Origin of the sequence: Streptomyces gottesmaniae, assembly GCF_031845845.1 — a bacterium.
GTDB lineage: Bacteria > Actinomycetota > Actinomycetes > Streptomycetales > Streptomycetaceae > Streptomyces > Streptomyces akebiae.
This window is the reverse complement of the sequence record NZ_JAVRFJ010000038.1, coordinates 31,758-51,632: the sequence shown is the minus strand read 5'-3', so window position 1 is coordinate 51,632 and position 19,875 is coordinate 31,758. Positions and strand designations below refer to the sequence as shown.

The window sequence follows — 19,875 nt, the reverse complement described above, 5'->3', positions numbered from 1 at the left end:
CGACCTTTGCCAGCACCGCGCGCCGCGCCACGCCCGCCAATATTGGTCGACACCAGTGGCGTACCCGAGGCCGCGCGGCACGGTGTTCAATCCACGTATGCACGCCTCCCCCGCTCCCGTGGACCCCGCCGTCGAAGAGCTCGCCGCCCGGCTGCGGCGGCTGTCGCCCTCCTGCGGGCCGGTCCGGCTGGTGGGCGTCGACGGGCACGCCGGGTCCGGGAAGAGCACCTTCGCCGGGCGGCTGGCCGACGCGCTCGGCGGCGCCCCGGTGCTGCACCTCGACGACATCGCCACGCACGAGGAACTGTTCACGTGGACGGACCGCCTGAGGGACCAGGTGATCGAGCCGCTGCGCCACGGGCGGATCGCGCGCTATGCCCCCTACGACTGGCGGGAGCGCCGCTTCGGTCCGGCGCGCGTGCTGCCGAGCGCGCCCGTGGTCGTCGTCGAGGGGGTGGGTGCGGGTCGGCGGGTGCTGCGGCCGTTTCTGGCGTGGCTGGTGTGGATGGAGGTGGCGGAAGGGGAGGCCTGGGCGCGGGGGCAGGAACGGGACGGGGCGGAACAGGGCGACTTCTGGGCCGGCTGGGTCCGGGCGGAACGTCGGCATTTCTCCGAGGATCCTTCTCGGCCGTTCGCCGATCTGCTGATTCGGCCGGGAAAGAAGGGGTACGAGGTGCTCACGGGACCTGCGACGACTCCTGGATCGGCATCTCACCTCACTCAGGGTGACGGGCCATCCGCAATGTGCTGAACTTGTGAAGACAGCCGTCCGGGAAGTTCCCCGAGTGCCCCAACTCGGCTTGACCGAGGGGCCGTACAGGACTTACGTTCTCAATGTGCGGTCATTCGATACCGCCCATATACGCGAAGCCCCCGGTTGTTCCCCCGTGATCGGGGGCTTCGTTCTGCCTTTTCGCGGCTTTCCGGAACTCCTGGGACACCATTCCTTCACCCTCGGTCACCGTCCGCAATGCGCCCCGTCTGCCCCGACCTCGGGGAACGAGGGCTGCGGCACCCTTCGAAGGGCGACCGACCCGCAGGTACGATGCCCAGGGTGCGACCTTCGGACGGCTGCAGCAACGCACCGGCGCAACTCCCGTCCGCGGCACAGCGGTTCGACGAAGGCTGCCGACGGGCACCGGCCCGTTCGGTTTCCAGCGGGGGCACGGTTTGTGGGGGACGTGATGGACTTCGGCTCGCGGGGCCCCGAGGCACCGGCCGACCTCGCCTGGCTGCGAGGCGTGGACGCCTACACGATGGGCGCCTATCCGCAGGCGGAGGAGGAGTTCCGCGCCGCGGTGCGGATGGATCCGGGAATGGCCGACGGCTGGCTCGGGCTGCACGCGCTGCGGGTGGACACGACCACCGCGCTGCTGCGGATGTTCCGGCACCGGGAGCGCTTCGGGGAGCAGCGCTCCCGGCATCGCCGCACCCTCAACTCCTGGTACTGGCTGGGCTGGTGGGTGCAGCCGGTGCTGGAGAGTCCGCGTGATCTGCTCCTCGCGCACGCCTCGCACTGGCTGGACGGGCGCCATGTGCCCGAGCTGGACCGGGCGCTCGCGGGGCTCCCGCCGGTCGACGCGGACCACCAGGTGCGGTTTCTGCACGCCTGCCGCGCCTACCTGGTCAAGGACTGGGAGCAGCTGGTCCGGCACACCGATCCGCTGCTCGACGATCCCCTGCTGGGGATCGAGGCCGGCCTGTTCGGCGGGATGGCCCGCGTCCGTCTGGAGACGTACGGGCAGGCCGAGCCGCTGCTCTCCGCGGCGCTGATGCGCTGCCGCAGCGAGCAGCCGCAGCGCAAGGAGCTGCGGTACTGGCTGGCCCGCGCGCACGAGGGCACGGGACGCAGCGCGGCCGCGCTGCCGCTGTACCGGGCCGTGCACCGGGTCGACCCCGCCTTCATGGACACCTCCGCGCGGCTGGCCGCGATCTCCGAGGGCGACGGGTACGACGACGACGCGAGCGACTTCGCCGCGATCGCGCTCGCCGGGATCGGGCAGGACGTGCTCGACGGCGACGGCCTGGAGCCCTTCTTCGACGCCGAGGGCCGGGACCTGAAGGTGTCCGAGCCCGGACCGCCGCCCTCGGGCGGGCTGCCGCCGGAGGCCGGCGACACCTTCGTACGCGAGAAGTCCGTCGTGCCGGTGGAGCCGCTGTCCCTGCCGGCGGGGCCGACGGATCCGGAGCTGCTGGAGGAGGCGCTGGCGGAGCTGGAGCGGATGGTCGGGCTGGAGCCGGTGAAACGGCAGGTCAAAGCGTTGTCCGCGCAGCTGAACATGGCGCGGCTGCGGGCGGGGCAGGGGTTGCCCGTGCAGCCGCCCAAGCGGCATTTCGTCTTCTCCGGGCCGTCGGGGACCGGGAAGACGACGGTGGCGCGAATACTGGGCCGCGTCTTCTACGCGCTCGGGTTGCTGGGCGGTGACCACCTCGTCGAGGCGCAGCGCGCTGATCTCGTGGGCGAGTACCTCGGGCAGACCGCCGTGAAGGCCAACGAGCTGATCGACTCGGCGATCGGCGGGGTGCTGTTCGTGGACGAGGCGTACTCCCTGTCCAACTCCGGGTACGGGAAGGGGGACGCGTACGGGGACGAGGCGCTTCAGGTGCTGCTGAAGCGGGCCGAGGACAACCGGGATCATCTGGTCGTGATCCTGGCCGGCTATCCGGAGGGGATGGACCGGCTGCTGACCGCGAACCCCGGGCTGTCGTCCCGGTTCACCACGCGTGTCGACTTCCCCTCCTACCGGCCGCTGGAGCTGACCTCCATCGGGGAGGTGCTCGCGGCGGAGAACGGGGACGTGTGGGACGAGGAGGCGCTCGACGAGTTGCGGTCCATCTCCGGGCATGTAGTGGAGCAGGGGTGGATCGACGAGCTCGGGAACGGGCGGTTTCTGCGGACGCTGTACGAGAAGAGCTGTGCGTATCGGGATCTGCGGCTGTCGGGGTACCCGTCGATTCCGACGCGGGACGATCTGTCGACGCTTCGGTTGCCGGACTTGATGCAGGCGTACGGGGAGGTCCTGTCGGGGCGGGGGCCGCAGGATCCGTCGGCGATGTGAGTTCCTCGCCCCCGCGCCCTTACCCCCGGACCCCGTTCGCATAGTTCCCCGCGCCCCTTGAGAAGGGCGCGGGGAACCGCGCGAGCTGGGGCGGAATCAGCTTGCGAGGGCCTCCTCCGCGGCTTCGCTGCCCCTCGGCTCCGTCACGCGGACCGGCTGGATCTCTCGGTGGGCCGGGTCGCGGACCTCGCCGACCAGGAGCTCCAGGACGTCCTCCAGGGCGGCAAGGCCGAGCACCTTGCCGGAGGCGTCCGCCACCTGGGCCAGATGGGTGGCGGCCCGCCGCATGACCGTCAGCGCGTCGTCCAGCGGCAGCTCCGCGCGCAGGGTGGTCATGGGGCGCCAGATCTGCTGGGGGACGGCACGGTCGGAGTCCTCCAGGTCGAGGACGTCCTTGACGTGGAGATAGCGGCCCATGAAGGCGCCGTTCTCCGCGACCACCGGGAAGCGGGAGTAGCCGGTACGGGCGGTCAGCGCCACGACCTGCGCGGGGGTCACCGAGGGCACCACCGTCACCAGGGTGTCCCGCTTGAGCAGGACGTCCGTCACCGGGCGGGAGCCCAGCTCCAGCGCGTCCTCCAGGCGCTCCTGCTCCTCGGGGTCGAGCAGCCCGGCCTGACCGGAGTCCTCGACCAGCCGGACCAGCTGGACGCTGGTGAAGACGGCCTCGACCTCGTCCTTGGGCTCGACGTGGAAGAGCTTCAGGACCAGGCGGGCGCAGGCACCGAGACCGATCGTGATCGGCTTGCACAGCCTCGCGAAGGCCACCAGCGCCGGGCTCAGCCACAGCGCGGTCTTCTCCGGCGCCGCCATCGCCAGGTTCTTCGGCAGCATCTCTCCGATGACGAGGTGGAGGAAGACGACCACGGCCAGCGCGATGACGTAACCCAGGGGGTGGATCACGCCGTGCGGCAGGTGGATCGCCTCGAACAGGGGCTCCAGCAGCTTGGCCACCGTCGGCTCGGCCACCGCGCCCAGCGTCAGCGAGCACACGGTGATGCCGAACTGGGCCGCCGCCATCATCTGGGGCAGGTTCTCCAGGCCGTAGAGGACCTGGCGGGCCCGGGTGGTGCCCAGCGGTTCGATCTGGCTGCGGCGGACGGAGACCAGGGCGAACTCGGCGCCGACGAAGAAGCCGTTGGCGAGCACGAGGAGCAGGGCGAACAGGAGTTGGAGCATGCTCATCGGGTTGCCTCCACGGCCGAGGCGGGGTCCGGGACGGGGATGGGTCCCGGTCCCCTGCCACGGGTCGCTCGCTTCACGGGGGTGGGTTCCGGGCCGCGCGCCCCTTTCGTGACGGGGACGGTGTCCGTGACGGGAGTGGTGCGGACGAGGCGTACGCGCTCCGCGCGGTAGTGCCCCACCTGGCGCACCGCCAGCCGCCAGCCGGGCAGCTCGGCACGGTCGCCGGGGGCGGGGATACGGCCGAGCAGGTCGGCGACGAGGCCGGCGACCGTCTCGTAGGGGCCCTCCGGGACGTCGAGGCCGATGCGCTGGAGCACATCGACCCGGCAGCTGCCGTCGGCGTCCCAGGCGAGGCGGCCGTCCTCGGGCGGGGCCGCGGCGAGTTCGGGCCTCTCGTGCCCGTCGTGCTCGTCGCGCACCTCGCCGACCAGTTCCTCGACGATGTCCTCCAGGGTCACCACACCGGCCGTGCCGCCGTACTCGTCGACGACGACGGCGATGGGCTGCTCGCTGCGCAGCCGGGCCAGCAGCGGTTGCACGGGCAGCGACTCGGGGACGAGGAGGGGGGTCCTGGCGATGCGGCCGACCGGGGTGTGCAGCCGGTCGTGGGCCGGGATCGCTAGGGCGTCCTTGAGGTGGACCATGCCGACGATCTCGTCGATCCGCTCCCGGTAGACGGGGAAGCGCGACAGGCCGGTGGCGCGGGTCAGGTTGACCACGTCCTCGGCGGTGGCCGAGGACTGCAGGGCGCTGACCTTGACGCGCGGTGTCATCACGTTCTCCGCGGTCAGCTCGCCCAGGGAGAGCGTGCGGACGAAGAGGTCGGCCGTGTCCTGTTCCAGGGCGCCGGCCTGGGCCGAGTGCCGGGCGAGGGAGACCAGTTCGCCGGGGGTGCGGGCGGAGGCCAGCTCGTCGGTGGGCTCTACGCCGAAGGCGCGGACCAGGCGGTTGGCGACCGCGTTGAGGGCGGCGATGACCGGACGGAAGAGACGGGAGAAGACGTGCTGGGGGCCCGCGACGAAGCGGGCGACCTGCATGGGCTTCGACACCGCCCAGTTCTTGGGGACCAGTTCGCCGATCACCATCTGCACGGCGGAGGCCAGCAGCATGCCGACGACCACGGACACCCCGGACACGGCGCCTTCGGGTATGCCGAGGGCGGTGAAGGGGCCGTGGAGTATCTCCGCGAGCGCCGGTTCGGCGAGCATGCCGACGACGAGGGAGGTGATGGTGATGCCGAGCTGCGTGCCGGAGAGCTGGAACGACAGCTCCTTGAGCGCGCTCACCACCTTGAGGGCCCGGCGGTCGCCCTCGGCGGCGGCCTTCTCGGCCTCCGGTCGCTCGACCGTGACGAGGCCGAACTCGGCGGCCACGAAGAAGCCGTTGGCGAGGATGAGCAGGAACGCGGCTCCGAGGAGCAGCAGGGGGATGGTCATGCCGCCGCCTCGATATGCCGGGAGGGGGCGGCGCAGGTACTACAGGACGATCCGTCCATCGCTGGAGGGAGTCACTCCTCGAATAGCAGGGAGCCCCTGCCTTCCGGGGTGGAACGACAGAGGCGGAGGCGCAACGAAAACGCCTCCGCAAACAGATTAATCAAGACAGGGGCCGGTGCGGCAGGGGCGACGGCCACGAGTCGGCCCTGATCTTGTCCGGGAGCGTCCCCGACGCGGGTCCGGGGCCGTCCCGGCCGTCGTGTCGGCTCAGCCCCGGCGCTGCTCGGGATCGGCGACCGAGCGGTCCTCCACCAGCGCCCGAAGCGTCCGGGCGTCCTCGATGGCGCGCTGCTTGGCGATGCCCGGCTGGATGCCGAGCGCGGGCAGGCTGGTGCCGTCGGTGAGGTCGAGGAAGACCCAGGGGTCGCCGACCCGCAGGTTCACCTGCACGATCTCCGCCCAGCCCAACTGCCGCCTGGCGGTGATGTTGACGACGGTCACCCCCGACTCGTCGGCGACCACCTTGGGCCGGGACAGCATGCACAGCACCCCGGCGAGCATGGCCGCCGTGAAGACGAAGCTGAGCCGCTCCCCCGGGCCGAGCGTGGGCAGCAGCAGCGCGACGACCGTGATGACCACGAAGATCGCGCCCGCGGCGGTCAGCAGCACGGCCCGGGTACGGCTCGGCCGAAAAGTGACGGGCAGGGCGGGCAGGGCGGACTGGTCCGGCATGACGTACGACTCCCCGGCCGTCAGAGGCGGCAGGCGTGGATGGCGGTGGTCAGGATGGCCCGGGCGCCGATGTCGTAGAGGTCGTCCATGATCCGCTGGGCCTCCTTGGCCGGGACCATCGCCCGGACGGCGACCCAGCCCTCGTTGTGCAGCGGCGAGACGGTCGGGGACTCCAGGCCCGGCGTGAGGGCGACGGCCTTCTCCAACTGCTCGACGCGGCAGTCGTAGTCCATCATCACGTAGGTCCGGGCCACGAGGACACCCTGGAGGCGACGCAGGAACTGCTGCACCTTGGGCTCGTTCTCCGAGGACGTGTCGGCGTCGACGCGGCGGATGACGACGGCCTCGGACTTCATGATCGGCTCGCCGAAGACCTCCAGGCCGGCGTTCCGCAGGGAGGTGCCGGTCTCGACGACGTCGGCGATGACCTCGGCGACGCCCAGTTCGATGGCGGTCTCGACGGCTCCGTCGAGGTGGACCACCGAGGCGTCGATGCCGTTGTCCGCGAGGTGTCCGGCGACGATGCCCTCGTAGGACGTGGCGACCGTCTTGCCCTTGAGGTCGGCGACGCCGTTCGCCGTTCCCGGCTTGGAGGCGAAGCGGAAGGTGGAGCGGGCGAAGCCGAGCGGGAGGATCTCCTCGGCTTTGGCGCCGGAGTCGATGAGCAGGTCCCGGCCGGTGATGCCGATGTCGAGGCGGCCGGAGGAGACGTAGATCGCGATGTCGCGGGGGCGGAGGTAGAAGAACTCCACCTCGTTGGCCGGGTCGACGATCCGAAGCTCCTTGGACTCCCGGCGCTGCTGGTAGCCGGCCTCATGCAGCATCTCCCCCGCAGGTCCGGACAGGGAACCCTTGTTGGGGACGGCGATGCGCAGCATGAGGCGAGCTTCCTTCGTTCGGTTTCGTACGGATTCGTACAGCGTGGTGTGCGGGGTACGGCTCAGAGGTAGGCGTACACGTCGTCCAGGGAGATGCCGCGGGCGACCATCATCACCTGGACGTGGTAGAGCAGCTGCGAGATCTCCTCGGCGGCTGCTTCCTTGCCCTCGTACTCGGCGGCCATCCAGACCTCGGCGGCCTCTTCGACGACCTTCTTGCCGATGGTATGGACGCCCTTCTCGACCAGCTCAGCGGTGCGGGAAGTGGCGGGGTCGCCGGTGGCGGCCTTGTGCTGGAGCTCGGCGAACAGCTCCTCGAACGTCTTCTTGGACATGGTGAGGCTCAGCCTACGCGCAACCGCCCCTGCCTCATCGCCAGGGTTCAGATACTGAGCGGAGGGTGGCCGCGGTCGCCACCGCCGCCGTCACCGCCTCGTGGCCCTTGTCCTCGTTCGAGCCCTCGATGCCCGCCCGGTCCAGGGCCTGCTCCTCGGTGTCGCAGGTGAGTACGCCGAAGCCGACGGGGACTCCGGTGTCGACGGAGACCTGGGTGAGGCCCTGGGTGACGCCCTGGCACACGTACTCGAAGTGGGGGGTGCCGCCGCGGATGACGACACCGAGGGCGACGATCGCGTCGTAGCCGCGGCCGGCCAGGACCTTGGCGACGACGGGGAGTTCCCAGCTGCCGGGGACCCTCAGGAGGGTCGGCTCGTCGATGCCCAGGTCGCGCAGGGCACGCAGGGCGCCCTCGACGAGGCCGTCCATCACCTTCTCGTGCCACTGGGCCGCGATGACCGCGACGCGCAGGTCGCCGCAGTTGCGTACGGACAGTTCGGGTGCGCCCTTGCCGCTCACGTTGCTCCTTGGTTCTGAAAACGCCGTGCTTGAAAGTCGTACTCGCTGGTCTTACTGGTTGCCGCAGGTGGACGCGGTGGTCGTGTCCAGCCAGGGCAGGTCGTGGCCCATCCGGTCCCGCTTGGTGCGCAGGTAGCGGAGGTTGTGCTCGCCCGCGCGGACGGGCATCGGCTCGCGGTCGGTGACGTCGAGGCCGTGCCGGACGAGGGCGTCGGTCTTCTCGGGGTTGTTGGTCATCAGGCGCAGACTGCGCACACCCAGGTCCCGCAGGATCTGCGCCCCGGCCCCGTAGTCGCGGGCGTCGGCGGGCAGGCCCAGCTCCAGGTTGGCGTCGAGGGTGTCACGGCCGAGCTCCTGCAGTTCGTACGCGCGCAGCTTGGACAGCAGTCCGATGCCGCGGCCCTCGTGGCCGCGCAGGTAGACGACGATCCCCCGGCCCTCGGTGGCGATGCGTTGGAGGGAGGTCTGCAGCTGGGGGCCGCAGTCGCAGCGCAGCGAGTGGAAGATGTCGCCGGTGAGGCATTCGGAGTGGACACGGACGAGGACGTCCTCGCCGTCGCCGATCTCGCCGTGGACGAGGGCGACGTGTTCGACGCCGTCGACCGTGGAGCGGTAGCCGTAGGCCGTGAAGTCACCGAAGGCGGTGGGGAGTTGGGTCTTCGCCTCGCGCCTGACGGTGGGCTCGGAGTCGCGGCGGTAGGCGATCAGGTCCTCGATGGAGATGATCGTCAGGCCGTGCTTGCGGGCGAACGGGATCAGCTCGGGCAGGCGCAGCATGCGGCCGTCCTCGCCGGCGATCTCGACGATCGCGCCGGCCGGACGCAGGCCCGCGAGGCGGGCGAGGTCGACGGCGGCCTCGGTGTGGCCGTCGCGCACGAGCACCCCGCCGGTGCGGGCGCGCAGCGGGAAGATGTGGCCGGGGCGGACGAAGTCGCCGGGCTCGGCGGTGCCGCTCGCCAGGAGTTGGAGGGTGGTCGCCCGGTCGGATGCGGAGATACCGGTGGTCACGCCGTGCTGAGGGCCGGCGTCGACGGTGACGGTGAAGGCGGTGCGCATGGACTCGGTGTTCTGCTGCACCATCTGCGGCAGTTCGAGCCGGTCCAGTTCCTCGCCCTCCATGGGGGCGCAGATCATGCCGCGGCACTCGCTCATCATGAAGGCGATGATCTCGGGGGTCGCCTTCTCGGCGGCGATGACGAGGTCGCCCTCGTTCTCGCGGTTCTCGTCGTCCACGACCACGACGGGCCGGCCCGCCGCGATGTCGGCGATGGCCTGCTCGATCGGGTCGAGCCCGAAGTCCTCGATGCCGTCGGTGCTGTACAGGATCGGCGCCGTGCTCATGCGGGAGCTCCTTCCAGGGCGGGCTTGCGGGAGCGCAGCCACCAGTCGCGCATGCCCCACAGGACGAGCGCGCCGTAGATGATGTAGACGAAACCGGAGAACGCGTAACCGTTGGCGAAGTTGAGGGGTACGCCGACGAGGTCGACGAGCAGCCAGGCGAACCAGAACTCGACCATGCCGCGCGCCTGGGCGTACATGGCGACGATGGTGCCGGTGAAGATGTAGGCGTCCGGCCACGGGTCCCAGGACAGGGTCGGGAAGGCGGTGAAGAGGCCACCGACGGCGAGGGTGCCGAGCACGGCGCCGGCGACCAGGTAGCCGCGCTCTCGCCAGGTGGCGAAGCGCGGGGTGATGGCGCCGTCCGCGGACTGCCCCTTCGTACGGTTCCACTGCCACCAGCCGTACGCGGCCACGGCCATGACGATGACCTGCTTGCCGGCGCTGCCGGTGAGGTGGCCGACGAAGGCGCCGAAGAGGACCAGGCCGGAGAGGAACTGCACGGGCCAGTTCCAGAGGGAGCGGATCGCGCCGAGGGCGAGGGCGATCAGCCCGAGGATGTTGCCGATCATGTCCGACCACAGGATCTGCTGGCCGAAGGCGGTGAAGGCGACGGTGTTCAGGGAGTTCACTGCCCCGCTCCCCGGGTGCCCGCCGCCCCCTGGCTGCCCAGCAGGCGCTCGACGTACTTGGCGATGACGTCGACCTCCAGGTTCACCGGGTCGCCGGGCTGCTTGCGGCCGAGGGTGGTCAGGTCGAGCGTGGTCGGGATGAGGCTGACGGTGAAGTGGTCGGAGCCGGCGTCGACGACGGTGAGGCTGATGCCGTCGACGGTGATGGAGCCCTTCTCGACCACGTACCGGGTGAGGTCCGCCGGGAGCGAGATCTTGACGATCTCCCAGTTCTCGGACGGCTTGCGCTCGATGACCTGGCCCGTGCCGTCGACGTGCCCCTGCACGATGTGCCCGCCGAGGCGCTCACCGACGGCCATCGGGCGTTCGAGGTTGACGCGGGAGCCGACGCCGAGGGCGCCGAGGCTGGAGCGTTCGAGGGTCTCCGCCATGACGTCGGCGGTGAACCAGTCGTCCTCGTGCTCCACGACCGTGAGACAGACGCCGTTGACGGCGATGGAGTCGCCGTGCTTCGCGCCCTGGGTGACGACGGCGCCGCGCAGACGGAAGCGGGAGGAGTCGCCGAGATTCTCGACGGCGGTGACCTCACCCAGTTCTTCGACGATTCCGGTGAACACTTCCCGGGTCCTCCTGCCTCATGGGGCACGGACTCCGGGGCTGTCGAAGACGACAGACAGAGCGGACCACGGCACAGGGAGCGACGCCGTGTGAAAGACCCACCCCTGTCGAGGTGGGCCAAAAACAGACGGCGGCGCGCACGAATGCCCGCCCGCCGCGCACTGCCTCCCATCCGGACTTTAACCGTCGGTCCAGGAATTTCACCTGGTCAACCGGCCGCTGGAAGCGACCGGGTCGCGGACTGTAACCGCCGGTTCGGACTTTCACCGACCCCGGAGTGCGCTGCTTCTGGTACAGGGCCAGTCTGCCACGCCCGGTCTGCACCCATGCGGGTGAGGGCTGTGGGGTGGCTCACAGACGACATCGCTGGACTTCTCCGGCGGGCAGCGACGGGTTTCGGCTATTACTGACCAAGGGTCAACTTCCGTGACGGGGACTCCACTCGAAGGGGTCACGACCATTGACCAGCTTGGTCTAGTCCTTTTAAAGTCTGCCGTCGCGGTACCCGCCTCGAACGGCCCGGCGGCGGTGACGACGGCCCTTGCCCCGCCGCCGGGTCCCCCGCGCTGCCGGCCCGGGCCGGGAGCCGCAAGCTGGAGTCGCGGGACGGCAGCCGAGCGGGGCGGTTCCGATCGCTTTCCGCCGCGCCCGTTCCCGTCGACGCGACTCGTCGACGCCACTCGTCGACGCGAAGGGGATGGACAGCATGACCACGATCCTGGTGACCGGTGGCACCGGTGTCCTCGGCCGGCCGGTCACCCGACGGCTGCGGGCGGACGGACACGACGTGCGGGTGCTCAGCCGGCACGCGGGGACGTACGCCGTCGATCTCGTCGCGGGCGGGAGCGGGCTGGACGCGGCGGTGGCGGGGGTGGACACGATCGTGCACTGTGCGACCTCGCCGCGCGGGGGCGACGAGAGGGCGGCGGAGCATCTGATCGAGGCGGCGCGGCGGGCCGGGGTACGCCATCTGGTCTACATCTCGATCGTCGGCGTGGACCGGGTGCCGCTCGGCTACTACCGGTCCAAGCTGGCCGTCGAGCAGCTGGTCGAGGGGTCCGGCCTCGGCTGGACGATCCTGCGCGCCACCCAGTTCCACGATCTTCTCGTGCTGCTCTTCCAGAGTCTCTCCAAGCCGCCGGTCATGATGCTCCCCGCCGGGGTGAGCGACCAGCCCGTCGCCGTCACCGAGGTCGCGGACCGTCTGGCGGAACTGGCCGTGGGCGCCCCCGCCGGCCGCGTCGACGACATGGGCGGCCCCGAGATCCTCACCTTCCCCCAGCTGGCCCGCGCCTACCTGACGGCCACCGGTCGCCGCCGCCCCCTCCTGAACGTCCCCCTGTTCGGCAAGGCCTACCGGGGCTTCAGAGACGGCGGTCACCTCACCCCGGGGCGGGCCGTGGGGCGGGGGACGTTCGCGGAGTACCTGGAGCAGCGGTTCGGGGCGAGGCCGGGCTGACCGTCCGAGCTACCGCGCGGGCGGTCCGAACAAGTCGTCCTGGGCCGTCTCCCGGGCCATCAGCAGCGCGCCGCGCAGTACGGCGGCCCCGCCGAGGCCGCCGGCCCTGACCTCGGTCGGCAGCGGCGACATCGCCGCCAGCCGCCTCCCCACCCTGACGGCGAGCTCCTCACCTCCGGCCTGCCCGACCTCACCCCCGAGCACCACACAACCGGGGTCGAGCACGGCGACGACCGAGGCCACGCCGATGGCCAGGCGGTCGGCGAGGGCGTCGAGGAAGGCGGTGTGAGGGGTGGGCGTCGACGAGTTCGCCGCGCCGCCCGCCGTGAGGGCGGTCGCCGCCGCGCGCACCAGCGTCGCGGCGTACGGCTCGTGCGTCGCGGCCTCGGCCGTGAGGCCGTGCGCGGCGGCCAGCGCGACCACCGCCGCCGCGCCACCGAGGGAGTGGAAGCCGCCCTCGCAGTCGACAGCCGAGGGGACCGTGGCCGTCCCCGGGACGGGGAGGAAGCCGATCTCTCCGGTGCCGCCGGAGGCACCGCGCCGGAGGTGGCCGTCGAGGACCACGGCGGCGCCGGTGCCGAGGCCCAGCCAGAGGAGGACGAAGGTGTCGCGGTCGCGGGCGGCGCCGTCGCGCTGTTCGGCGAGTGCGGCGAGGTTGGTCTCGTTCTCCACGAGGACGCGGGCGGGGAGCCGTTCACCGAGGGCGGCGACCAGGCGTCGATGCCATGCGGGGAGGCCGCTGGAGTCGCGGAGTTCGCCGGTGGCCGGGTCGATCAGACCGGGGGCGCCGACCGCCACCGTGTGCAGCCGGTCGGCGCCCGCCTCCTTGGCGGCGCGCTCGACCAGGGCGACCGCCTGTTCCACCGCGGGCCCGGTGCCGGCGTCGTCCGCGATCGGGACGGACGCCCGCGCCAGCTCCGTACCGATCAGGTCGGCCACGACGACCGAGACCCCCTCGGTGCGCACATCGAGCGCGGCGAGGTGCGCGCGGTCCGCGACGATGCCGTGAACGCGGGCGTTGGGCCCGCGCCGCTGCTCCCCTGACTCCCCCACCACCTCGATCAGCCCGGCGACCGTGAGGCGCTCCACCAGGTCGGCGACGGTGGGCCGCGACAGACCGGTGAGCTGCTTCAACTGGCCTGCCGTCAGCGGCCCTTCCTGCTGCAGCAGCCGCAGGGCGAGCCGGTCGTTGATGGCTCGGGCGGTGCTGGGTGATGCGGGCATGGCGGGATCCTCCCAGATAGGCGGCACGGCCGGGCGCTCGACCCTGGGCGCGTGCTCTCCGCCTCGGCTCCCTATCTATCAGGCAGGGTTCCTGATAGTTTACGTCAGCGCTACCGGTCCGCGTGGGCCGAGGACTTCGTGGAAACCGGAGGGCCGTGCGGCCGGGTGACTGAGCCAGGGCCGGGCGCACCGCCGTCCCAGGACGGCTCAGGTCGAGCGGGCCGCCGTCCGACACGGCGGCCGCGGGCGAGCGTCGGTGCTCTCATGGCGGAGCGCAAGCGGGCGCGGCGCCCTCGCGGCGCGCCGAGGATGAGGATTCAGGGAGGCGGAGAATGAGTGCGGTGATCTACGAGCAGCGCGAAGTGAGGCGGGCACGGTACGCCGTGGCGGCCGTGTTCGCGGTGCACGGCGCCGTCACCGGCTCGTTCGCGACCCGCGTGCCGTGGATCCAGGACCATGCGGGGGTCAGCGCGGGCCAGCTGGGTCTCGCCCTGGCCTTCCCGGCGATCGGCGCCTCGCTGGCGATGCCGCTCGCGGGCCGGATCAGTCACCGCTTCGGCGCCCGTACGGCGCTGCGCGGACTGCTCTCGCTGTGGACGCTCGCGCTGGTCCTGCCTTCCCTCGCGCCGAACCTCTGGACGCTCTGCTTCGCGCTGTTCGTGTACGGGGCCTCGGCCGGCATGGCGGACGTCGCCATGAACGCGCTCGGCGTCGAGGTCGAGAGCCGCCTCGGGAAGTCGATCATGTCGGGCCTGCACGGCATGTGGAGTGCGGGCGCCCTCGTCGGCTCGGCGGGCGGCACCCTCGCCGCGCACCTCGGGTCGGACGCCCGGCTGCACCACGCGCTCGCGGCGGTCGCGCTCACCGCCCTCGGGCTGGTCGCCTGCCAGTGGGTACTGGATCTGCGGCCCACCGAGGACGAGGAGCCGCCGCCCCGGTTCGCGCTGCCGCCGAAGTCGGCGCTGCTGATCGGCGCGGTCGGGTTCTGCGCAGTGTTCGCGGAGGGGGCGGCCCTGGACTGGTCGGCGGTCTATCTGCGGGACCAGTTGGAGACCTCGGCGGGGCTCGCGGCGGCGTGCACCACCGGGTTCATGCTGACCATGGCGGTGGCCCGGCTGGCGGGCGACTCGGTGGTCGACCGCTTCGGCTCGGTCCGTACCGTCCGGGCCAGTGGTGTCCTGGCCGCGGTCGGCGGAGTCCTCATCGTCGTCGCGAACGAGCCGGCGGTCGCGATGGCCGGGTTCGCCCTGATGGGCCTCGGCATCGCGGTCGTCGTACCGCTCTGCTTCGCCGCCGCCGGACGCAGCGGGCCGAACCCCAGTCAGGCCATCGCGGGAGTCGCGACCATCACGTACACCTCCGGGCTCGTCGCGCCGAGCGCGATCGGCGGTCTGGCGCAACTGACCAGCCTGGTCGTGTCGTTCGGCCTGGTGACCGTGCTGGCGTGCGGCCTGGTCGCCTTCGCGGGCGTCCTGCGCACCAGCGAGAAGGACCGCCCCCAGGTGTCCCGGCCGAACGTGACGCTTCCCGATCCGAAGTCCTGATCCGGCCGCCCCCGACCGGCGGCCCTCCCCGCCTCACCGGCCCCACCACCGAACGCCGCTCGCCTCCCACCCCGCCACCGGCCCGCTCACCCACGTGCCAGCTCGTACGCGTACCCCGGTGAGAACGTCCCCGCCCGCCCCCGGCAGCCGTCGGACTCGCCGGGCAGTTTCACCCACAGGTAGGCGTGGACGCCGGGCTCGCCGGTGGTGAGGGTGGGCGGGCGGCCGAGGCCACGGCCGCTGGGGTCGCACCACTCGCCGTCGGCCGGGGCGCCGTTGCCGTTGCGGCTGGTGTCGATGACGGCGCCGAGACCGGCGGGAGCGCCGAGGGCGTCGAGGACCCGACGGGTGTAGGCGACCTCCGCTGCCGTGCGGTTGAAGTTCGACACGTTGCTGAAGACGCCGTCGGAGCCGGCGGGGTCGGCGGCGCCCGCCTGTCGCAGGAGCGCGGCCTGCTTGCCCGGGGTGTTCCATTCCGAGTGCCCGGCGTCGTGGTAGACGCGGGCGTCCGGGTTGGCCGCCTTGACGACCCTCCCCGCGCGGGCGAGCGAGGCGAAGCGGTCGGCGCGGCCGTCGGCGGAGAGACAGTCGGACTGGGCGATCGCGTCCGGTTCCAGGATCACGATGACGTCGTCCGAGCCGAGTCCGGCGGCGAACGCGTCGATCCAGGCGTCGTACGCGTCCAGGCTCCGCGCCCCGCCCTGCGAGGCACCGCCGCAGTCACGGTCGGGGATCGCGTACGCCACGAGGACCGGTACCTGGTCCCGCGCGGCTCCCCCGGAGGCGACCGCCGCGACCCGCGCGGTGACGACGGCGGGCGTGGGGTCGGTGAACCAGACGGCGGCGGGCCGGTCGGCGATGCCGGTCCCGATGGCGGCGCTGCGCGGGTCGCCGGGGTGGTCACGGACCCAGTCGAGGACCTGGGAGTCGGGATGGCGGTAGAGCACGCCGGGGCCGGTCCCGGGCGCCGCACGCCGTCCGGTCCGCTCCGCCGAGGGCCGCACGCCGGCCTTCGTCGAGGCGCCCGGCGAGTTCGAGGGCGGCGGCGAGGTCCGCCGCGGGGAGGGGCCGTCCGGAGCCGGCCCCGCCTTTCGGGTCGGCCCGGAAAGACCGGAAGGGTTGGAGAGGGTGGCGGGGTCGGACGGCAGGGCCCCTGAGCGGCTCGTCAGCGGCCGGGCCTCGTCGGCGGTTCTCTCACCGCCCATCGCCGCCACCATGCCGGTGATCGTCCCGACGACGGCCAAGACCGCTGCCGCAGCCGTCATGGCGCTGCGCCTCGCCGCCCGCCGGCGTTCGGCTCGGCGTGCGGCCAGACGTTGGGCGCGTGAGCCTGACACGTGGTGCTCCCCCCTGCTCCCCGGACCGCGCTCCGTCGGCTTCCCGGCACTTCCCGCCGCGCCCGCGTTACCCCGTTCCGGGGACGCGCCGGGCACGGCGGCACCGGTGCCAGCGTAGGCCTGCGACCCTGCCCCCTATGGCGCAGTGGGAACAATTCACCAATTCCGTGGACTCGACGGACACCTCCGTGGACCTGGTCGAGGTGAGGGAGGCGGCGGACACGGCAGCCCGGGCCGGCGCCGTGGACACGGTCGTCTCCCGTATGCGCGCCGTGGACGCGGCCCTTCCCGAGCGGGACGGGATCGCCGTCTTCAACGGCGTCTACCTCGCCGTCACGGAAGCCATCGGGCGGCGCCTGGACACGGGTCACTTCCCGGACGCCGAGGCCGCGATCACCCTGGACGTGCTCTTCGCCGAGCGGTATCTGAGGGTCGCCGAGGGCGGCCGCGCACCCGCGTGTTGGCGGCCGCTGCTGCAGTTCCGGCGCCATCCCGGGGTACGGCCGCTGCAGTTCGCCCTCTGCGGCATCAACGCGCACATCGGGCACGATCTCGCGCTGGCGCTCGTGGACACCTGTCGTACGCTCGGCTGCGAACCGGCCGATCTGGAGGATGAGTTCGAGCAGGTGGGCGACGTCCTCGTCTCGCTGGAGGAACGTATCCGCGAGGAGTTGATGCCGGGTCCCGATCTTCTCCAGATCGCCGATCCGCTCACCCATCTGCTCGGCGCGTGGAGCCTGGAACGCGCGCGCGAGGCCAGCTGGTCGGCCGCCCGCGCGCTGTGGGCGCTGCGTGCGCTGCCCGATCTGGCCGAGGAGTTCGCCCACCGGCTGGACGCGGCGGTGGGCCTCGCGGGCCGCATGCTGCTGACCCCGATGCCCGAGCGGGCCGACTGCCGCCCCCTCATGTGAACGTCAGACGTTCGACCGGGGAAGAGGCGGCGGTACGACATCGAAACGCCCTAGTCCTCCGGGAGTTCGACGGGGGCGATCGTGTCGTAGACGTCTCCAGGACCGGGGTTGGTCGCGTCCGTGGTGCCGCCGAAGTGGTGCATGACCCCCCAGACCGCGTTGAGCGCGGTCTGGATCGCGCCCTCCGCCCAGCCGGCCGTCCACGAGATGTCGTCGCCGGCGAGGAAGATGCCCCGCTTGTCGTCGGGCAGCCGGTCCTGCATGAAGTGGGTGAACAGGCGCCGCTGGTAGCGGTAGTGGCCGGGCAGGTTCGCCTTGAACGCGCCCATGAAGTAGGGCTCGTTCTCCCAGGAGACGGTCACCGGGTTGCCGATGACATGGCTGCGGATGTCGACGTTCGGATAGATCTCGCCGAGCGACTTCAGCATGACCTCCATCCGCTCGTTCGCCGACAGCGGCAGCCACTTCAGGCTGTCGTCGCACCAGGTGTAGGAGAGGCAGATGACGGCGGGCCTGTCCGGGCCGTCGTCGAGGAGGTAGGTCCCGCGCGTCATACGGTCGGTGAGCGTCATCGACATGACGTCACGGCCCGTCGGATTCCCCTGGTCGTCGACGGCCTTGTCGAGCCAGAACGGCCGGTCGACGGGGACGAAGAGCTTGCTGGACTCCATGTAATGGGTCCGCTCGATGGCCGTCCAGTGGTCGATCGGGAAGAGCGAGTCGTCGCAGGCGATCTTCGACAGCAGCATCCAGGACTGGGCGGTGAAGATCGCCGCGCGGTACGTCCGGATGTCACCGTTGGCGTCCGTCACGGTGATCCGGTTGCCGGCGGTCCGCTGGAGCCGGGTCACGGCGGGCCGCGGCTCCCCGTCGGCGTGCAGGGACCTCAGCGAGGTGCCGTACGGCCAGTGCACGATCTTCTCGGGCTCGCGCTCCCAGAGCCGCAGCGGGAGTTGCTGGCTGCCGCCGACGATGCCGCGGTGGTGGTCGTCGGCCTCGGTGTAGACGACGCGCAGGATCTCCAGGATGGAGTTGGGGAAGTCGGTGTCCCAGCCGCCGGTGCCGAAGCCGACCTGGCCGAAGATCTCGCGATGCCGGAAGGACTTGAAGGCCTCGGAGTCGCAGAGGAAGCCGTAGAAGGTCTGGTTGTCGAGCCGTTCGACGAGCTTCGCCCAGATCTCCCGGATGCGCGGCACGTCCCGCTCGCGCAGCGCCCGGTTCATGTCGGAGAAGTCGGCGCCCTCTTCGAGGCAGGCCTTCCAGGCGGCGGCCACGTCCCGGTAGACCTGGGGCAGGTCGTCGATGGTCTCGGCGTAGTGGGACTCGCCCTTGAGGTCGACGACGGTCGACGGCGTGGCCTCCGCGAGGGGGTTGGGGAACGGGCGGGTCTCCAGACCCGCCAGGTCGATGTAGTGCTGCAGAGCCGTGGAGGACGGCGGGAAGCGCATCGCCCCCATCTCGGCGGTGAGCGAGGGATCGCACCCGTCGAAACCGACCGTCCGCAGGCGCCCGCCGATCCGGTCGGCCTCGTAGACGACCGGCTTGAGCCCCATCTTCATCAGCTCGTACGCCGCCACGATGCCGGACAGTCCGCCACCGATGACCGCGACCTCACAGCCGTGCTCGGTGGCCGGTATCTGACCCAGACCGGCCGGGTGGGCCAGGAAGTCGTCGTACGCGTACGGGAAGTCCGGGCCGAACATGGTGATCGGCGGCTGCTGCTCGTCTGCGTGCTCGACGGCGTTGGGCACGGTGGACGTCATGGGGTACGGGCTCCTTGCGGCGAAACGGGTGTGCGAAGTGGGGGCGGGGCTCAGACGAGGGAGCCGTAGAGCCCGGGGCGACGGTCCTGGAGATACGGGTTCGCCTCGCGGGAGGCCGCGAGGAAGGCGGGGTCGACGTCGGCGAGGACGAGGTCCTCCCCGCGTCCGGCGCGGGTGCGCGCGATCCCGTCCGGCCCGGCCAGCGTGGAGAGCCCGACGAAGTCGAACTCCCCTTCGCGGCCGACCCGGTTGACGTACGCGACGTACATCTGGCTCTCGAAGGCCCGCACCGGGATCATCGACTCGGCGACGAACTGGAACGGATGCATCTGGGCCGTCGGCACCACCAGCAGATCCGTGCCGGCGAGGGCGTGGGCGCGGACGTTCTCCGGGAACTCCACGTCGTAGCAGATCAGGATCCCGACGCGGAGCCCGCCCAGTTCGACCTGGACGACGCTCCGCTCGCCCGGCGTGAAGTGGTCGCGCTCGAAGCAGCCGAAGAGGTGGGTCTTGCGGTAGTTCGCCAGCCGGACGCCGTCGGCGGAGACGAGCTGCGCCGAGTTGTGGACCGCCTCACCGGCGCGCTCCGGGTAGCCGTAGACGACCGCGACCCCGTGACGCCCCGCGATCTCGGCGACCGCGTCGGCCGATTCGCCGTCGGCCGCCTCGGCGAGCCGCGCGATGTCGTCCCCGATCGCGTACCCCGTCAGGAACATCTCCGGCGCCACCACCAGCCCCGCCCCCGCCTCTGCGGCCCGCCCCGCGGCCTCGTCGAGCACCTTCAGGTTCCCGACGACCGAGCCGGGCTGGCCGGAGCTCTGGAGCAGGGCGGTACGCATGCGTGTTCCTCACGGGGACAAAGGGGGATTCGGGGGCCAGAAAGACGGTACGGCCGCCGCGCCGA

18 protein-coding genes and 1 riboswitch are annotated in these 19,875 nt (G+C 71.6%); of the genes, 5 read left to right on the top strand and 13 right to left on the bottom strand.

All coding sequences use genetic code 11. The features are described from left to right. The first annotated feature begins 97 nt into the window (after positions 1-97). Both RM704_RS34070 and RM704_RS34065 read left to right on the top strand, forming a co-directional pair. The gene (locus RM704_RS34070) at positions 98-751 is read left to right on the top strand and encodes a uridine kinase family protein (protein WP_192829884.1); all 654 of its coding nucleotides are present in this window, start codon (positions 98-100) and stop codon (positions 749-751) included. A gap of 433 nt (positions 752-1,184) precedes the next feature. Next, positions 1,185-3,059: an AAA family ATPase gene (locus RM704_RS34065; RefSeq protein ID WP_033532529.1), complete on the top strand. Its 1,875-nt coding sequence runs from the start codon at positions 1,185-1,187 to the stop codon at positions 3,057-3,059. Between the two features lie 96 nt (positions 3,060-3,155). Here the strand turns inward: RM704_RS34065 and RM704_RS34060 are convergent, their stop codons facing one another. From RM704_RS34060 to RM704_RS34020, 9 genes are all read right to left on the bottom strand, one after another. Further along, positions 3,156-4,244: a hemolysin family protein gene (locus RM704_RS34060; RefSeq protein ID WP_033532530.1), complete on the bottom strand. Its 1,089-nt coding sequence runs from the start codon at positions 4,242-4,244 to the stop codon at positions 3,156-3,158. Next, a complete protein-coding gene (locus tag RM704_RS34055) occupies positions 4,241-5,680 on the bottom strand; it encodes a hemolysin family protein (protein ID WP_311591854.1) in 1,440 nt (479 codons plus the stop codon). Before RM704_RS34055 ends, RM704_RS34060 begins: the two co-directional genes overlap by 4 nt. 267 nt (positions 5,681-5,947) lie before the next feature. Beyond that, a complete protein-coding gene (locus RM704_RS34050) occupies positions 5,948-6,412 on the bottom strand; it encodes a PH domain-containing protein (RefSeq protein WP_033532531.1) in 465 nt (154 codons plus the stop codon). Between the two features lie 20 nt (positions 6,413-6,432). Further along, positions 6,433-7,290: an ATP phosphoribosyltransferase gene (hisG, locus tag RM704_RS34045; protein WP_033532532.1), complete on the bottom strand. Its 858-nt coding sequence runs from the start codon at positions 7,288-7,290 to the stop codon at positions 6,433-6,435. 62 nt (positions 7,291-7,352) lie between these two features. Further along, positions 7,353-7,625 carry a phosphoribosyl-ATP diphosphatase gene (locus tag RM704_RS34040; protein WP_033532533.1) on the bottom strand — a complete coding sequence of 91 codons (273 nt, stop codon included), beginning with the start codon at positions 7,623-7,625 and terminating at the stop codon, positions 7,353-7,355. Positions 7,626-7,659: 34 nt separating this feature from the next. After that, positions 7,660-8,145 (bottom strand): 6,7-dimethyl-8-ribityllumazine synthase, encoded by a 486-nt coding sequence (ribH, locus tag RM704_RS34035; RefSeq protein ID WP_033532534.1) that lies wholly within the window; start codon positions 8,143-8,145, stop codon positions 7,660-7,662. Positions 8,146-8,196: 51 nt separating this feature from the next. Then, positions 8,197-9,486, bottom strand: a complete 1,290-nt coding sequence (locus RM704_RS34030; RefSeq protein WP_033532535.1) for a bifunctional 3,4-dihydroxy-2-butanone-4-phosphate synthase/GTP cyclohydrolase II — start codon at positions 9,484-9,486, stop codon at positions 8,197-8,199. After that, complete coding sequence (locus RM704_RS34025) at positions 9,483-10,115, bottom strand: nicotinamide mononucleotide transporter family protein (protein ID WP_033532536.1); 633 nt, start codon at positions 10,113-10,115, stop codon at positions 9,483-9,485. Before RM704_RS34025 ends, RM704_RS34030 begins: the two co-directional genes overlap by 4 nt. Then, positions 10,112-10,732 (bottom strand): riboflavin synthase, encoded by a 621-nt coding sequence (locus tag RM704_RS34020; protein WP_033532537.1) that lies wholly within the window; start codon positions 10,730-10,732, stop codon positions 10,112-10,114. The genes RM704_RS34025 and RM704_RS34020 overlap by 4 nt, the downstream gene beginning before the upstream one ends. Before the next feature lie 155 nt (positions 10,733-10,887). After that, a riboswitch (FMN riboswitch) is annotated at positions 10,888-11,018 on the bottom strand. Positions 11,019-11,439: 421 nt separating this feature from the next. Here RM704_RS34020 and RM704_RS34015 point away from each other — a divergent pair. Continuing rightward, entirely contained in the window at positions 11,440-12,192 is a 753-nt protein-coding gene (locus tag RM704_RS34015; protein WP_033532650.1) for an SDR family oxidoreductase, read from the top strand. Between the two features lie 9 nt (positions 12,193-12,201). Here RM704_RS34015 and RM704_RS34010 read toward each other — a convergent pair whose 3' ends face one another. Then, positions 12,202-13,416 carry an ROK family transcriptional regulator gene (locus RM704_RS34010; RefSeq protein WP_033532538.1) on the bottom strand — a complete coding sequence of 405 codons (1,215 nt, stop codon included), beginning with the start codon at positions 13,414-13,416 and terminating at the stop codon, positions 12,202-12,204. Between the two features lie 332 nt (positions 13,417-13,748). Between RM704_RS34010 and RM704_RS34005 the strand changes: the two genes are divergently transcribed. Further along, entirely contained in the window at positions 13,749-14,960 is a 1,212-nt protein-coding gene (locus tag RM704_RS34005) for an MFS transporter (protein WP_033532539.1), read from the top strand. 86 nt (positions 14,961-15,046) lie between these two features. Here RM704_RS34005 and RM704_RS34000 read toward each other — a convergent pair whose 3' ends face one another. Beyond that, positions 15,047-16,225: a glycoside hydrolase family 6 protein gene (locus RM704_RS34000; protein ID WP_033532540.1), complete on the bottom strand. Its 1,179-nt coding sequence runs from the start codon at positions 16,223-16,225 to the stop codon at positions 15,047-15,049. Between the two features lie 209 nt (positions 16,226-16,434). On the opposite strand from RM704_RS34000, the gene RM704_RS33995 reads away from it, so the two are divergent. Further along, positions 16,435-17,208: a DUF5995 family protein gene (locus tag RM704_RS33995; RefSeq protein WP_078937577.1), complete on the top strand. Its 774-nt coding sequence runs from the start codon at positions 16,435-16,437 to the stop codon at positions 17,206-17,208. A gap of 50 nt (positions 17,209-17,258) precedes the next feature. Here the strand turns inward: RM704_RS33995 and RM704_RS33990 are convergent, their stop codons facing one another. Beyond that, positions 17,259-18,971, bottom strand: a complete 1,713-nt coding sequence (locus RM704_RS33990; RefSeq protein ID WP_033532541.1) for a flavin monoamine oxidase family protein — start codon at positions 18,969-18,971, stop codon at positions 17,259-17,261. A gap of 50 nt (positions 18,972-19,021) precedes the next feature. Continuing rightward, positions 19,022-19,810, bottom strand: coding sequence for a carbon-nitrogen hydrolase family protein (locus tag RM704_RS33985; RefSeq protein WP_033532542.1), 789 nt, complete (start codon positions 19,808-19,810; stop codon positions 19,022-19,024). Positions 19,811-19,875: the final 65 nt, after the last annotated feature.